General features: G+C 37.1%; 12 protein-coding genes and 1 other RNA gene. All 13 read left to right on the top strand.

Annotated elements, in window-relative coordinates; translation table 11 throughout:
* Positions 1-637: 637 nt before the first annotated feature.
* Positions 638-735, top strand: an RNA gene (ffs, locus tag ACFIJW_RS08435) — signal recognition particle sRNA small type.
* 224 nt (positions 736-959) lie between these two features.
* Complete coding sequence (locus ACFIJW_RS08430; protein WP_375633992.1) at positions 960-2,900, top strand: DNA polymerase III subunit gamma/tau; 1,941 nt, start codon at positions 960-962, stop codon at positions 2,898-2,900.
* 14 nt (positions 2,901-2,914) lie between these two features.
* Positions 2,915-3,238 (top strand): YbaB/EbfC family nucleoid-associated protein, encoded by a 324-nt coding sequence (locus ACFIJW_RS08425; RefSeq protein WP_375606797.1) that lies wholly within the window; start codon positions 2,915-2,917, stop codon positions 3,236-3,238.
* A gap of 30 nt (positions 3,239-3,268) precedes the next feature.
* Positions 3,269-3,874 (top strand): recombination mediator RecR, encoded by a 606-nt coding sequence (gene recR / locus ACFIJW_RS08420; RefSeq protein ID WP_273790577.1) that lies wholly within the window; start codon positions 3,269-3,271, stop codon positions 3,872-3,874.
* 69 nt (positions 3,875-3,943) lie between these two features.
* Positions 3,944-4,972, top strand: a complete 1,029-nt coding sequence (locus ACFIJW_RS08415) for a YeiH family protein (protein ID WP_375633991.1) — start codon at positions 3,944-3,946, stop codon at positions 4,970-4,972.
* A gap of 735 nt (positions 4,973-5,707) precedes the next feature.
* Positions 5,708-6,394, top strand: coding sequence for a tRNA (adenosine(37)-N6)-threonylcarbamoyltransferase complex dimerization subunit type 1 TsaB (tsaB, locus tag ACFIJW_RS08410; protein ID WP_375633990.1), 687 nt, complete (start codon positions 5,708-5,710; stop codon positions 6,392-6,394).
* A complete protein-coding gene (rimI, locus tag ACFIJW_RS08405) occupies positions 6,394-6,885 on the top strand; it encodes a ribosomal protein S18-alanine N-acetyltransferase (RefSeq protein ID WP_375633989.1) in 492 nt (163 codons plus the stop codon). Before tsaB ends, rimI begins: the two co-directional genes overlap by 1 nt.
* 31 nt (positions 6,886-6,916) lie before the next feature.
* On the top strand, positions 6,917-8,293 hold the full coding sequence (gene miaB, locus ACFIJW_RS08400) for a tRNA (N6-isopentenyl adenosine(37)-C2)-methylthiotransferase MiaB (RefSeq protein WP_375633987.1): 1,377 nt from the start codon (positions 6,917-6,919) through the stop codon (positions 8,291-8,293).
* A gap of 159 nt (positions 8,294-8,452) precedes the next feature.
* On the top strand, positions 8,453-9,577 hold the full coding sequence (locus ACFIJW_RS08395; RefSeq protein WP_375634027.1) for a PhoH family protein: 1,125 nt from the start codon (positions 8,453-8,455) through the stop codon (positions 9,575-9,577).
* Positions 9,574-10,041 carry an rRNA maturation RNase YbeY gene (gene ybeY, locus ACFIJW_RS08390; RefSeq protein WP_375633985.1) on the top strand — a complete coding sequence of 156 codons (468 nt, stop codon included), beginning with the start codon at positions 9,574-9,576 and terminating at the stop codon, positions 10,039-10,041. Before ACFIJW_RS08395 ends, ybeY begins: the two co-directional genes overlap by 4 nt.
* Before the next feature lie 107 nt (positions 10,042-10,148).
* Entirely contained in the window at positions 10,149-11,174 is a 1,026-nt protein-coding gene (locus tag ACFIJW_RS08385) for a hemolysin family protein (RefSeq protein ID WP_375633984.1), read from the top strand.
* On the top strand, positions 11,137-12,771 hold the full coding sequence (gene lnt / locus ACFIJW_RS08380) for an apolipoprotein N-acyltransferase (RefSeq protein WP_375633982.1): 1,635 nt from the start codon (positions 11,137-11,139) through the stop codon (positions 12,769-12,771). Before ACFIJW_RS08385 ends, lnt begins: the two co-directional genes overlap by 38 nt.
* A 148-nt stretch (positions 12,772-12,919) precedes the next feature.
* Positions 12,920-13,333, top strand: coding sequence for a helix-turn-helix domain-containing protein (locus ACFIJW_RS08375; protein ID WP_375633981.1), 414 nt, complete (start codon positions 12,920-12,922; stop codon positions 13,331-13,333).
* The last annotated feature ends 35 nt before the right edge of the window (positions 13,334-13,368 follow it).

Here is a 13,368-nt window from a genome sequence, read left to right as displayed (position 1 = left end):
CAAGTGCAAGGGATCGCAACATTGGGAGTTGTTAAGTAGTATGAGGGCTAAAATTTATACTTTTATTAAGCATAAAGAGGATAGTGCACAATGGATTTATACCTCAAGGGAAGCATATATACTATTTATGAGTGGAGTTTGAAATATAGTTAAGAGTATTGAACAATAGCTCTTTAAAAAGCCTGTGAATGTACAACATTAAATGTATTATGTTTGGGATGTTTTGTATAGAGGAGCAACACCATTAAAGCAATATTTTATAATTATTTAAATAGCACTCTTCCCCCTAACTTTCGAATGTTAGCCAATTACATGATCTATATACTTTATTTGCCTTTTTTATCGTTGCAAATTTTTAATCATTCAATTTCGTAGTTTTAGAACAGGCGTATCTATCCTAAAACTCTTATATGTTTCAGCGAATGAGAATAATTATACATTCAGACGATCTTAAGCGAAAAGATATTTTCATACCAAATAAATATGAAGAGCTACTGCTATAAAAACTGGTAAATCCACAATCTCTTTGTTGTTTATATGTCAATAAATTAAACGCAAAGGAAAATTCTTCGTCTTTCTTAGGATATTTTTCGTTTCTGAGCTTGATTTTTCATTCCAAATCGACAATATGAACTTGGGAGGTTGGTGGTGGACGAACTACTCGCCAACTGGGTCAGGTCTGGAAAGAAGCAGCCCCAACGAGTTCTGGTACGGGTCATTGTTCCAACCTCCTATTTTGCTGAAGAAATTATTTTTTTATACTGTCTTTTAGCGAGGTATTTTTAATCTTCAGAGCGGCATTTGTATGCAGCAAATAAAGGGATTTTGTTGTTTTTAAACAAATTGTCCCATAAATAATTTGATTAAGAAAAAATCCTTTTATATGAGACTACAGTATTGATCTATGCTTTTGTATTATCAAAATGTACGCATAAAGAACTTCGAAGTTGGAAATATTCATGGAAAATTTACCGGTAGAAACAGCCTATCGTGTTCTTGCTCGTAAATATCGGCCCCAAAACTTCTCTGACCTCATTGGTCAGGAAGCTATGGTGCGTACTCTCACCAATGCCTTTGAAAAAGGTCGTATTGCACAAGCGTGGATGTTAACAGGGATTCGTGGCGTAGGTAAAACCACAACAGCACGTATTTTGGCACGTGCGCTTAATTATAAAACAAAAGATATTGACCAACCAACAACTGTATTGGACTCTCTTGGTGAACATTGCACACAAATTATCGAAGGGCGCCATATTGATGTTATAGAAATGGATGCCGCTTCTCATACGGGCATTGATGATATTCGTGAAATTATTGAACAAATACGCTATCGTCCTGTTTCTGCACGCTATAAAGTTTACATTATCGATGAAGTACATATGCTCTCAACACAAGCCTTTAATGGTTTATTGAAAACTCTTGAAGAACCACCTTCCCATGTGAAATTTATTTTTGCCACAACAGAAATTCGCAAAGTTCCTATTACAATTCTTTCGCGTTGCCAACGTTTTGATTTGCGACGTATTGAATCAAAAGCTTTGAGTGCACATTTGCGCCAAATTGCGAAATATGAAAAGGTAGAAGTAGAAGATCAAGCGCTCTCTATGATTGCCCGTGCTGCAGAAGGATCTGCACGTGATGCATTATCCATTTTTGATCAAGCAATCGCCCATAGCAATGGCAATGTTAATGCTATTGCGGTGCGTACAATGTTAGGATTAGCGGATCAAGCACGTATTATTGATCTTTTTGAATTTATCATGAAGGGCGATGTTGTCAATGCGTTACATGAATTACGCAGTCAATATGAAGCAGGTGCTGATCCTCTTACTATATTGACAGAACTAGCCGATTTTAATCATCTGGTCACACGTTTACGTTTTACACCAGAAATAGTGGAAGATTTCTCTCTGACTGAAGAACAACGTTTAAGAAGTTTAGACTTTTCAAAAAAACTTTCCGTTCCTATTTTATCCCGAAACTGGCAAATGTTACTCAAAGGTTTACAGGAAGTTAATCAAACTGCACGTCCTCTTCAAGCCGCTGAAATGCTTTTAATTCGTCTTGCTCACACGGCTGACTTACCAACTCTTGATGAGGCTTTAAAAAAGCTTACGCAAGAAAAAACGCCTCTCACACTGGTTAAAAATTCTTCTCATCAAGAATCTACAAATGCAAATAATATAACAAAAGAAACAATGGTCGGAGCCCATGCTTCCTCGAGCGTTTCAAATATATTAGCCGATCAATCAGATTTAAAAAGCTCTTTGAAAAACCAATTAGATCATTCCTTACAACCAGAAAATTTAGTTAAAAATCAAAACCATGACAAAATCAACGCCCAAGAAGTAACAGAAATTCTAGAAACTTCTCAATCTACTGATTTTTCTGAAAAGATTGCAAATTTATCGCATTCTGTCACGCAAACAACAGAAAAGATTACTGAACCTAAAACTCTCGTGATTAATTCTTTGCACGATATTGTTCAATTAGCCGAACAGCATAATGACGTTCCTTTCAAACTCCTTGTTAAAGAATTTGTTCATCCTGTTTCTTTTGAAGCTGGGCATATTACCTTGAGACTTTCTGAAAATACCCCACAATTTCTTGCTCATGATATAGAAAAAAAGATATCTCAATGGACTGAAAAACGCTGGACAATAACTTTTGTTAATGAAGGAGGTGGCCCAACCTTACAGGAGGAAAGTATAGCGATTCAAAAGACTCTTTTTTCCAATGCAGAAACAGATCCTGATATCGCGAAAATCCTCAATCATTTCCCAGAAGCAAAAATTGTCGATATTCGACTCAATAAAGAAGAAAATGATCTTGATTTACTCCCCAATACCTTTAAAAATGCTGATATTTTTAAAAATAAAAATGATATCAATGATGAATAAGGATACCTATTCCTATGCGTGAAATGATGAGCATGATGAAAAAAGCCAAAGAAATGCAAGAAAAAATGCAGAAGATTCAGGAGGAAATAGCTAATCTGCAAGCTGTGGGCACTGCAGGGGGTGGTCTCGTCAATATCACTTTAAATGGCAAAAATATTATAACAGCAATTCAAATTGATCCTTCATTACTCAAACCTGAGGAAGCTGAAATTCTTGAAGATCTCATTATGGCGGCTTATAATGAAGCAAGAACAAAAATCGAAGTCGCAATAGAAGAAAAAACCAAAAGTATGACCGCAGGGCTACCACTCCCATCAGGTTTCAAGCTTCCATTTTAATGAAACGGATTTTTTCCGTGGGACAAAAATATGTCTAAATACATTGCAGGACCTGAAATTGAACGTCTCATTCAGATTTTATCACGGTTACCAGGTCTTGGTCCACGTTCAGCACGTCGTGCTGCGCTTCATCTTATCAAAAAAAAAGAGACATTGCTGGAGCCTTTGGGAGCGGCTATACAAGCAGCTATAGAAAAAGTCGGCATTTGTTCTGTTTGTGGAAATGTCGATACCATTGATCCTTGTTCAATTTGCACAGATTTACGCCGCGATGATACAACAATCATTGTTGTTGAGGATATTGCTGATCTGTGGGCTCTTGAGCGCGCAAAAACTTTAGCCGCACGTTACCATGTGTTGGGTGGACGACTCTCCCCCTTAGATGGAATAGGCCCTGATGAACTCAATATTGCCACCTTAATACAACGTGTTGTACAAAACCCTATTACGGAGATTATTCTTGCTGTCAATGCGACTGTCGAAGGTCAAACAACTGCTCACTATATCACCGATCAGCTTTCCAATTTTCCAGTTAAAATTACGCGACTTGCTCATGGTGTCCCTGTAGGAGGCGAGCTTGATTATCTTGATGACGGAACTTTAGCAGCAGCTGTACAAGCAAGAACAAATCTTTAAAAATTTCTTTCTCTTACCTGTTATTTCGTTTTATTTACTATTATTTCTTTGTATGGGGAAAATATTCAAGTGATAAAGAAAAAACTCTCACTTTTAAACGACTTTGGTCCTGGTATTCTAGTATGTTTACTCATATCAGCCTTAGCTTATGGCTTAGAAGTCGTAGAAAAACAGCTTTTTGGACAAGCTTGGCTTGAAAGCATTGTTTTGGCAATTCTTTTAGGATCGATTATCCGTAGTTGTTTTCCTTTGCCAACATATTTTCAAAAAGGTATCACCTTTTGTGCAAAAACACTTCTCGAAATTGCTATCGTTCTTCTAGGAGCAAGCATTAGCATTAACGCAGTCCTTTCAGCTGGCTGGAATTTGCTTGCTAGTATCATATTCGTGATATTCGTAACGATTATCCTGAGCTTTGCCATCGGCCGACTTTTCGGGCTTTCTACACATTTAGCAATGCTGGTCGCTTGTGGGAATGCTATTTGTGGCAATTCAGCTATTGTCGCCGTTGCACCTGTCATAAAAGCAAAACATGACGATGTAGCCGCGTCAATTGCCTTCACTGCTCTTTTAGGAATTCTTATTATTTTATTTCTACCCTTTTTACATCCGTCTCTGAATTTGTCATTTAGCCAATATGGTGTGCTTGCTGGCATGGTTGTTTATGCTGTACCACAGGTTTTAGCAGCAACAGCATCTGTCTCTTTTCTGAGTGTTCAAATTGCAACAATTGTCAAATTAGTACGGGTTCTCATGTTAGGCCCTGTTATTTTTACTCTATCAATCATTTATCGCCGATCAGCACAAACACGCTTGCGTTTACATACCCTCGTCCCATGGTTTATCATTGGCTTTATTATCATGATGCTTGTTCGCTCAAGTGGTCTTATCCCTGAAAAGGCTATCAATCCCATCAAATTTATTGCCCAGTTGTTTACTGTTATCTCAATGGCTGCACTAGGATTAGGTGTTGATATCCGATCACTAAAAAAAGCAGGATGGCGCGTCATTTTGGCTTCAACCTGCTCCATAATTATTCTCGGTATTTGTAGCCTTATCATGATACAATTAAATGATTTAAATCATATAACATTTTAAATGTGTATTGATTATTATTTTTTCAACGTAGTATGCAATCAACCCAAAGTCCTCATTATTATTAAAATCAGTTCTTTCATAAACCAGAAAAAGTTCTAAAATACTGCTCATTATTCTATACAAAAAATTGAAAGAGCTGATATTTAAGTGAAAACTGTCAAATTTGCTTTTCAGTCCATAATGATTTGCAACAGGGTAGTATCGAAATACGTAACTCATGCAAAACAATGCCATTTCTTTCATCTGCTCTCATTACGCTGAGGTTTTTATATAAAGACGGATAGAATATATTCTTATTTGGAAAAAATGTGGGGTCATAACTTTTCCTCTTTTAAATTACTTTTACTTACTATGTAATACAAGTGGCATCATCGTACTATTTGATAGCTTAAAAGTTGTGACAATCCTTACATTTAAACGATTCGTGAAAGGAGTTTTTATTCTTTTCTTCAACAGTTTTGATTCATACGCTAACTCCGCTTGTAATATACAAGCTAATAACTTTAATTGTTTCACCATAAGTAGATTTAAAATAAGAGAATCTTATAATACTCAAGATACTCATTCAAAAAGTGATAAAAATAAGGATTAAATCAACATCTCGTTCTACCCCATAAAAAGATATTGTTGCTTATTGGCACTAGTAACTTTCTTACAAATGAAATATACGATAATGAAAATATTAAAAATACAGCAGGACTTTTATTTATCGTTTTATTCAACTAAAATATTTTTATGCTTATCCTTGCTATAGATACTGCTTCAATTTATTGTGCTGTTGCGCTTATTCGTCATAAATCTGTTATTGCGCGTATCAATGAGCGCATGAACAAAGGACATGCTGAAAAACTTATTGGGCAGATTACACAAATAATGACACAAGCCAATATGACGCTTGATCAAGTTGAGCGTATTGCTGTCAATATTGGACCTGGGTCATTTACTGGTGTACGTGTCGGTGTTGCAACAGCGCGCGCTTTGGCATTAGCACTTGAAATACCAGCTATTGGTGTGAGTGCTCTTGAAGCGTTAGCAGCACAAGTCATAAACAGTAAAAGTACAGCATCGGCAATTACTGTTGTCATTGAAGCAGGGAGAGGAATGTTCTACCATCAAAATTTTCATAATGATCTCACACCTTTGGGAGAGCCGGCATTAAAAACAATTGAAAATATCCTCGAAGATTTGCCAAAAAAAACCCGACTGACTGGCTCAGCTGCTGATGTCGTTGTGGAGCATGTTAAAAACCATAAAATATACGAAAAAATTGTCCTAGAAAAAATCCCCTGCGAAGCGGCCGATATTGTAAACTATGCTTATCTTGCTGCAAACAAACAATCAAAAAATTCACCTCGCCCACTCTATCTACGCAGCGCTGATGCAAAACAACAAACCAATTTTGCTTTACCACAAAAAAAATAATGCCCAAATTTTCATTGACAAAAAAGAATTTTGGAATTGCTCCGCTACAAGTTAATGATAGTGCTTCTCTTCATCAAATTCATCAGCATTGTTTTACCCCTTCTTGGGAAAAACAAGCTTTTGATAATTTCTTAACAGATCACTCTATCTTCGGACACAAAGTTTTTCTCATTGATCGCTCTGATCAAATTTTAGGCTTTTGCCTATGCCGTCTCATCCTTGATGAAGCAGAAATCATCACAATTGCTGTTCATCCTCATTATCGTCAACAAGGAATTGGTACCTTTCTTATCGAAAGCACAGTTCACCATCTTCACGACAAGGGCGCCATAAAATTATTCTTGGAAGTAGAAGCCACAAATCTTTCTGCTTTGAACCTTTATCAACGCTTTGAATTTCAAAAAATTTCTGAACGTCTTGCCTACTACGCGTCAAAAAATGGTCGTGGTGATGCAATTATCATGCAAAAAACTTTTAAGCAAATAGATTGAGATTTGTGTAAAAAACATTTACACATGCGCTATGAATAAAGTAAATCCTAAAAATACGCCTCCTGTTGCTCCTAAAAAGGTTTTTATCAAAACCTATGGATGTCAAATGAACGTTTATGATAGCCAACGGATGACTGATAGTCTCAGTTCGCAAGGCTATGTGACAACACAAATTCCCAATGATGCCGATCTTATTCTTGTTAATACCTGTCATATTCGTGAAAAAGCAGCAGAAAAACTTTATTCTGATCTCGGTCGTTTGCGCGTTATGCGTCAAGAGCGCACACCTGATAAACCCCTTATGGTTGGTGTAACAGGTTGTGTTGCACAAGCTGAGGGAAGTGAAATCTTGCGCCGTGCTCCAACAGTGGATCTTGTTATTGGTCCGCAAATGTATCATCGCTTGCCAGAATTGTTAGAAAAAGCCAAACAAGGGAAAAAAATTATCGAAACAGACTATGCTGTTGAAGATAAATTTGCTCATTTGCCGCCCCATAATAAACATGCAGTAAGAAAACGAGGTGTTAGCGCATTTTTAACAGTGCAGGAAGGTTGCGATAAATTTTGCACTTTTTGTGTTGTTCCGTACACACGCGGTGCTGAAATATCACGATCCGTTGAACAAATTACTGAAGAGGCCCTTCAACTCATCGAAGCGGGTGTCAAAGAAATTACGCTGCTTGGACAAAATGTCAATGGTTGGCATGGACAAAGTGCTGATGGCAAAACTTGGCGTCTTGGCGATCTTCTTTATCATCTCGCAAAACTCGATGGTTTAAAGCGTTTGCGTTACACAACCAGCCACCCACGTGATATGGATGATAGCCTTATTGCCGCGCATCGAGATCTTGATATGTTAATGCCTTACCTCCATCTTCCTGTTCAATCAGGTTCAGATCGCATCTTAAAAGCCATGAACCGACAACACAAAAGCTCTCATTATCTTCATCTTATCGAAAAAATTCGAACCGTACGGCCAGATATTGCCTTTTCAGGCGATTTTATTGTAGGGTTTCCAGGAGAAACAGATGAAGACTTTGAAGAAACCATTAAACTTATTCAACAAGTACAGTACAGTTCAGCTTATTCTTTTAAATATTCCCCCCGTCCTGGAACAGTGGGAGCCACAATGAAAAATCATGTTGATGAATCTGTAAAAGATGCCCGACTTCAACATTTACAAATCCTTCTCCTTGAGCAACAAAATGCATTTTTGCGTTCTAAAATTGGTCAAAAAACGAACGTTCTCATCGAAAAAACTGGACGTCACTCAGGACAAATGGTAGGGCGTTCCCCTTGGCTTTTACCTGTTGTCGTCGATACAGAAGCCTCTACAGGTAGCGTGATAGAAATTCATATTAAAAATGCAAGCTCAAACAGTTTTGTTGGTGAAGTGACAAATAGATAGACATGCCTCTAACACCTTGTTCACAATAAATATTTTGGAAAATTCTTTTATTTTAAAAGAAAATGATTACATCTAAAGCGTGCACTTTTTGTAAAAAATTGTCTTTTATAAAGTTTACTTAAAAAAGTGTGCAATATTTATGTAGATATGGAGAATAGGCTGAAAGCTTCAACCGAAAAAATAAAGCGTATTAAAGAAAAAGTAAATACGTCCCTTGAAAAGGCTGATACCTTGAAACAAACAAGCGCTTCAGATCTGAGCCAAGTTGTTTTGATTTTCGAAAATAATCAATATGCAAAAGCAGTTTTTGGTAAATTTGACGAAAATCTCGCTTATATCGAAAAAAAACTCGAACTTAGTATTCATCCGCGTGGTAATGAAGTCTTAATCCGTGGAAATATTTCCGTTATAAAACGTGCGCAATATGTATTGCAGCAGCTTTATGAACGTGCCAAAACACATCAAGAGCTCACTTTATCAGATATAAAAGGAGCGATTGCTATGGCAAATATACCAAAGAAGCAGAAAGAAGACACAATAACACACAAATCTGCAACGAAACGTATACCAGCACGGTTGAGTACCCATAAAAAAATAATTCATGCAAGAACTCCAACACAAGACGCTTACATAAGTGCTATGGAGCATACTGAACTTGTGTTTGGTGTAGGACCAGCAGGAACAGGAAAAACGTATCTTGCTGTTGCTCATGCTGCAATGCTTCTAGAACGTGGTATCATTGAACGAATTATTCTCTCACGTCCGGCTGTTGAAGCTGGAGAACGTCTTGGTTTTCTTCCCGGTGATCTCAAAGAAAAAGTCGACCCATATTTACGACCACTTTATGATGCTCTTTATGATATGATGCCCGCTGAAAAAATAGAACGCATTTTAGCTTCTGGTGTCATAGAAATTGCTCCTCTCGCCTTTATGCGCGGACGAACACTTGCCCATGCTGCTGTTATTCTTGATGAGGCACAAAATACTACGCCCATGCAAATGAAGATGTTCCTCACACGTCTTGGAGAAGGAACGCGTATGATCGTTACCGGTGACGTAAGCCAAATTGATTTGCCTACAGGGCAAAAATCAGGTCTCATTGAAGCAGTTCGCATTCTTTCAAATATAGAAAATATTGCAATTGTGCATTTTGATGAAAAAGATGTTGTACGCCATCCACTTGTTGCTGCTATCGTTCGTGCTTATGATCGTGATTCCGAAATACAAAATAAAAAAAAATTATTCACACGCGATGCATTAAAAAATGAATTTGATTCATCATGATTATTATTGATATAATGATTAAAAGCGCAGGGTGGAATGATGAGAAAATGCTTTATAATATCACTGAAAAAGCATTAATGACAGCTATGCATCATGTTTCATTGGAAAATGTTGTAAGCGAGATTAGCCTGCTTTTTACGGATGATGAACATATGGCACAAATCAATGCACAATGGCGCAACAAAAACAAATCTACTAATGTACTATCCTTTCCTGCTTTTCCACTTAAAGCTGGAAATCGACCTGGTCCCATGCTCGGTGATATTATTATTGCCCGAGAAACTGTTGTTTTCGAAGCAGAGAAAGAAGGAAAAACATTTCAAGACCATTTAACACATATGATTGTTCATGGTATCTTGCATCTGCTTGGTTATGACCATGAAACTGATGATGAAGCATATAAAATGGAAAAGCTCGAAAGGGAAATTCTTCAAAAGCTTTCCATAAAAGATCCTTACGCATAATTGTCTATCAATGATAAAATTTAACTTTTAAAATCAATATTACCAGCATACCATTTAAAGCCTCTTATTTATCTGTTATAAAAGAAAGTCTAGAAGATTTCAAAACCATGGCAAACAAAATAAATGCACAAAATAATAATCAAGCATCTTCTAATAATGAAAAAGACCCCTCTCAGCAAACGAATCATACAGAAAAATATTCCCTGATGAATCATTTGTTTTCATTCTTACGGGGTCGAAATTGTGCATCTACGTCACTGCGCGATGATCTTACCGTTGCACTCACGACTAACAATGAAAAAGATACCGCCCTCTTCTCACCTGAAGAACGTACTATGCTGCATAACATTTTACGCTTACGTGAAGCACGCGTGGATGATGTTATGATACCTCGTTCTGAAATCGAAGCATTAGAAATAAACACCTCTCTTGGAGAAACCCTTAAATGTTTTGCAAAAATTGGTCATTCTCGTATCCCCGTTTATGCTGAAACTTTAGATGATCCGCGCGGCATGATCCATATCCGCGATATTCTTAACTACATCACTCGCTTTATTATCAATCCAACAAAAACCGAACAAAAATCCGATTTTCTTCAATTAAACCATACAGACTTGCATACTCCAATTGGTGAATTGGATTTGATCCGAACAGTTCTCTTTGTTCCCAGTTCTATGCTTGCAAGCAAATTATTAACACGGATGCAAACTACACGAACTCAAATGGCTTTAGTTATTGATGAACATGGAGGAACAGATGGTCTCGTTTCAATGGAAGATATTGTTGAGTTAGTCGTTGGAGATATCGAAGATGAACATGATAATGTCGACAATGCTATCGTACGTGAACCAAATAATAAATGGCTCGTTGATGCAAAAACTGAACTAGAAGATGTGGAGAAAGCTCTTGGTCCTGATTTTATCGTAGGAGAATATGGTGATGAAGTTGATACTATTGGTGGTTTGATCGTCTCAATTCTTGATCGCATTCCTGCCAAAGGTGAAATTGTCGAAGCTGTACCTGGCTATAGATTTCGTATTTTAGAAGCTGATAAACGCCGGATCAAACGGTTGCGCATTTTTCGCATTCCCAAAAATGAGAATCTTGAGAACAATGCCATCCCTAAAGAATAGTCCAGCGTTTTTAAACAATTTCATCGTTTTTTTATTCTCTGTTACAGGCTGGAAGCGCCAAGCATGGATATTTCTGTGTGGTGCTCTTACTTCTTTTGCACTTCCACCCTTTTATTTAACACCTCTTTGCTTTCTAACTTTCCCTCTCTTTATTGTTTTACTTGACTCAATACAGGACACCAAAAACAATAAAAAACATTTTTTTACTTACGCTTTAAGCTGTGGAACCTTTGGTTTTAGTTATTTTATTTGCGGCCTTTGGTGGCTATGCAATGCTTTGTTAACAGATCCAGATTCTTTTGGTTGGGCCGTCCCATTAGCCATTTTAGTCCCTCCACTCTACCTTTCTTTTTATTGGTTTTTTTCTGGTTTCATTGTCGGTTTATTATGGACAAAAGGAATAGCACGCTTTTTTGTTTTAGCCTTTGCATTAGGATTATCCGAGTGGTTGCGTGCGTTTTTATTCACAGGATTTCCATGGAATTCTCTTGGCTATACAGCCATGCCAACCCCAGTGTTCATGCAATCTGATGCAATCGTAGGACTTTACGGAATGAATATTCTTGCTGTCTTAGCCTACAGTTTGCCAACTGTTTTATTAACGGATGAAAAAAAGAAAGTGGCACTTTCTCTTTGCTTATCACTTATATTAATTCACTGTGGTTTTGGGTTTTATCGTCTTCATACTATAGAAAACACAGCTGAAGATCAAAAAAGTGCTTATTGGGTGCGCATTGTTCAACCGTCCATCCAACAAAATATAAAATTGCGTGATAATACACGAGAATCTATGTTGGAAGCGCATATGAAGCTAAGTGCAACGCCAACAACCGATCAAAATTCAGAACCCGATTTTATCGTATGGTCTGAAGCTTCCGTTCCTTACCTTCTCTATGATAACTCATCTACCACAATGCGCATTGCCTCTCTTTTAAAACCTAAACAATGGGCTATCGTTGGAGCAATACGCGCCAGCAATGATCTACCTCATTCCCAAACACAATATTTTAATACAATTGCAGTCATTAATGCTCAAGGTAATATTTTAAATACTTCCGATAAACTTCATTTGGTTCCTTTTGGTGAGTATCTTCCTTATCAGAATTTATTGAAAAAAATTGGATTGCGTACCCTTGCCGATAATATTGGTGGATATAGTGCTGCAAGTGTGCGCAAAATTGTTACAATGCCAAACGGATTTTCTTATCTACCCTTGATTTGTTATGAAGCAATATTTCCCCATGAAATGACTTTTAAAGGCTCCCCGCCTCAAGCAATTATTAATATTACAAATGATGCATGGTTTGGTGTAACACCTGGACCCTATCAACATCTTCAACAAGCACAGCTTCGTGCCGTTGAACTGGGAATCCCCCTCATACGGGCAGCCAATAATGGCATATCAGCTGTTATTGATTCTTATGGACGAATCGTTGTAGCTCTTCGACAAAATGCTGTGGGCATTATTGATTCACGAGTTCCATCATCCATTACCCCTATAGGAAGCAATGAATACAGAACTTTCTCTACTTTTATCTTATTCATCCTTATGCTATTGTGTCGTATTGGTTTTGGTTTTACAAAACAGCTTAAATGATTCAAGTGCCCTTTGTACGGTATTATGTTGCGTGTACCAGTAATATTGGGAAAAAATATTACATATTGTTTTAATTATATGATAAATCAACTGCGCATAAATATGATGTTGGTTTAGAAGAAAAATGCTGGAAATAAAGAGTTGCATTATGACCGAAACTAAAAAAAAACCTGACCCTATAGATATCTATGTTGGAACTCGTATCCGTTTACGTCGTAATATTTTAGGACTCACTCAAGAGAAACTAGGTGAAAAATTAGGAATTACTTTTCAGCAAATCCAAAAATATGAAAAAGGAACAAACCGTATTGGTGCCAGCCGTCTTCAAGCGATAGCGGAAATTATGGATGTTCCTGTTTCTTACTTTTTTGATAAAGGTATTACCTCCCAACAAGTAGAGGGTTTTGCTGAAAGTGAACACAATTTTATAGACTTTTGTTCTAGCAGCGAAGGGATTCAACTCATGCGCGCTTTTACAAATATATCTGATGCTAAAGTGCGTCGAAAAATTATTGACTTGGCAAAAGCACTTTCTGAGGAAGATTTGACAAATAAGTTATAAATTAAAATTATATCTTTTCTCTTTTATTCATATAC

This window comes from Bartonella sp. MM97QHHN, from assembly GCF_042194285.1.
Classification (GTDB): Bacteria; Pseudomonadota; Alphaproteobacteria; order Rhizobiales; family Rhizobiaceae; genus Bartonella.
This window is presented reverse-complemented; position numbering and strand designations above follow the sequence as displayed.

Excerpts from the sequence above, each read along its gene's own strand:
- ACFIJW_RS08375 (WP_375633981.1), top strand. The coding sequence starts at position 12,920 with ATGACCGAAACTAAAAAAAAACCTGACCCTATAGATATCTATGTTGGA.
- ACFIJW_RS08425 (WP_375606797.1), top strand. The coding sequence starts at position 2,915 with ATGCGTGAAATGATGAGCATGATGAAAAAAGCCAAAGAAATGCAAGAA.
- tsaB (WP_375633990.1), top strand. The coding sequence starts at position 5,708 with ATGCTTATCCTTGCTATAGATACTGCTTCAATTTATTGTGCTGTTGCG.
- ACFIJW_RS08430 (WP_375633992.1), top strand. The coding sequence starts at position 960 with ATGGAAAATTTACCGGTAGAAACAGCCTATCGTGTTCTTGCTCGTAAA.
- miaB (WP_375633987.1), top strand. The coding sequence starts at position 6,917 with ATGAATAAAGTAAATCCTAAAAATACGCCTCCTGTTGCTCCTAAAAAG.
- rimI (WP_375633989.1), top strand. The coding sequence starts at position 6,394 with ATGCCCAAATTTTCATTGACAAAAAAGAATTTTGGAATTGCTCCGCTA.
- ACFIJW_RS08385 (WP_375633984.1), top strand. The coding sequence starts at position 10,149 with ATGGCAAACAAAATAAATGCACAAAATAATAATCAAGCATCTTCTAAT.
- recR (WP_273790577.1), top strand. The coding sequence starts at position 3,269 with ATGTCTAAATACATTGCAGGACCTGAAATTGAACGTCTCATTCAGATT.
- ybeY (WP_375633985.1), top strand. The coding sequence starts at position 9,574 with ATGATTATTATTGATATAATGATTAAAAGCGCAGGGTGGAATGATGAG.
- lnt (WP_375633982.1), top strand. The coding sequence starts at position 11,137 with ATGAGAATCTTGAGAACAATGCCATCCCTAAAGAATAGTCCAGCGTTT.